The sequence below is a fragment of the Geodermatophilus sp. SYSU D00663 genome (genome assembly GCF_054050655.1).
The window spans coordinates 1-1,508 of sequence record NZ_JBJGZT010000057.1; the positions used below are offsets into that span (position 1 = coordinate 1).

Genomic DNA, 1,508 nt, shown 5'->3' on the forward strand with positions numbered 1-1,508 from the left:
GGCTGACCTCCTCGGCCGCGCCGGCCACGACGCCGGACTGCGCCGAGGTCTCCTCGGCCGAGGCCGAGATCTGCGCCGAGGACGCCGACAGCTCCTCGCTGGAGGCCGCGACCGCGTCCGCCGAGGCGACCACGGCCGACATCACCGAGCGCAGGTTCTCCTGGGCCTCGCCGAGGGCGGCGGCCATGCGGCCGAGCTCGTCGCGCCCGCGCACCTCGGGGGTGACGGTGAGGTCGCCGGCGGCCAGGGCCTCGACCGAGTGCTGCACCGAGCGGACGGTGCCCACGAGCCGCCGGACCACGAGGACGGTCAGCCCGCCCGCGACCAGCGTGCCCAGCGCCAGGGAGACCCACAGGGTGGTGGTGGCCGAGGAGACGATGCCGACGGCGTCGTCGGTGTCGGCCTGGCCGGCGGCGACCCGCCGCTCCTGCATGGCGTTGTACTGGTCCATGAGCACGTCGGAGCGGTCCTGCAGCGGGCCGGTGATGACGGCGGCCGCCACGGCGAGGTTGCCGGCGTCGGCCGCGGGCAGCAGCTGGGTGTCGGCGATCGTGTAGTAGTCCTCGACGGTGCCGCGGAACTCCTCGAACGCCTCCCTGTTGACCGTCACGGCGGCGTAGGCGTCGAGCTGGCCGTCGATGGTCTCGCGGCGCTCGGCCAGGTCGGCCCGCAGGGCGGCGCGCTGCTGCGCGTCCGCGATCGGGTACGTGTTGTAGCGCGACCGGTCGCCCTGCCAGGAGCGCTGGATGTTGGCCAGGTCGGACAGCCGGACGACGTTGTCGTTGATCCGGGCGGCCGCGTCCTGGACCGCCGACAGCCGGTTGACGGCGAGGACGGTCATCGCGACGGCGACCAGCGCGAGGACGGCGACGGCGGCGCCGATCTTGACGCCGACGGGGCGGTCGGCGAACCAGCCGCCGGTGCGGCCGGCGCGTTGCGTGCTCATGGGGACTGCTCCTGGGTTCTCGGGGTGGCCGGTGGTGAAGAAGCGGGCGCTCTCGGGGTAGGAGAGTGACGGATCCGGAAAGGAACTCGCGTCGTCCGGAAATGGCGTGTCGGTAACGATCCGAGCACGGCCGTTATTGGTTGCGGCGGGCAACGCCGGGACCATTTCCGGCAGCAAGTCGACAAGTGGTACGACTTGGACGAGCAGCACAGATGCCCAAGTCGACAAGGGCATCCGCGCTGCCGGCCGAGCTCTCCAACGGCGGAGATGGCCATTTCCGCCGGTCGGGGCGGGGGCGGACGACCGTGCCCGGAGCCATTGTCGAGGAAATGGCTCCGGACGGGTCCGTGGTCACCGGCCGTCGGGACGGACGGCCATTCCTGGCGGCCGGGTCACACGGGTCAGTGCGTGAAACGGCCGACGCTCGCCCTGAGCTCGGCGGCCATGCGGGAGAGCTCGTCGACGGCGGTGCGCGTCTGGGTCAGCGCCTGGGTGGTGGAGTCCGCCGCGGCCGAGACCCCGGAGATGTTGTCCGCGATCTGCCCCGAGCCCTGCGCCGCCT

Annotated in this window: 1 protein-coding gene and 1 pseudogene; both read right to left on the bottom strand. The window is 72.7% G+C overall.

The window, feature by feature from the left end:
- On the bottom strand, positions 1-946 hold a 946-nt coding region (locus ACI79Z_RS22815), incomplete at its 3' end, for a HAMP domain-containing protein (protein WP_456904226.1).
- Between the two features lie 401 nt (positions 947-1,347).
- Positions 1,348-1,508: pseudogene (locus ACI79Z_RS22820) on the bottom strand (methyl-accepting chemotaxis protein); the annotation flags it as partial.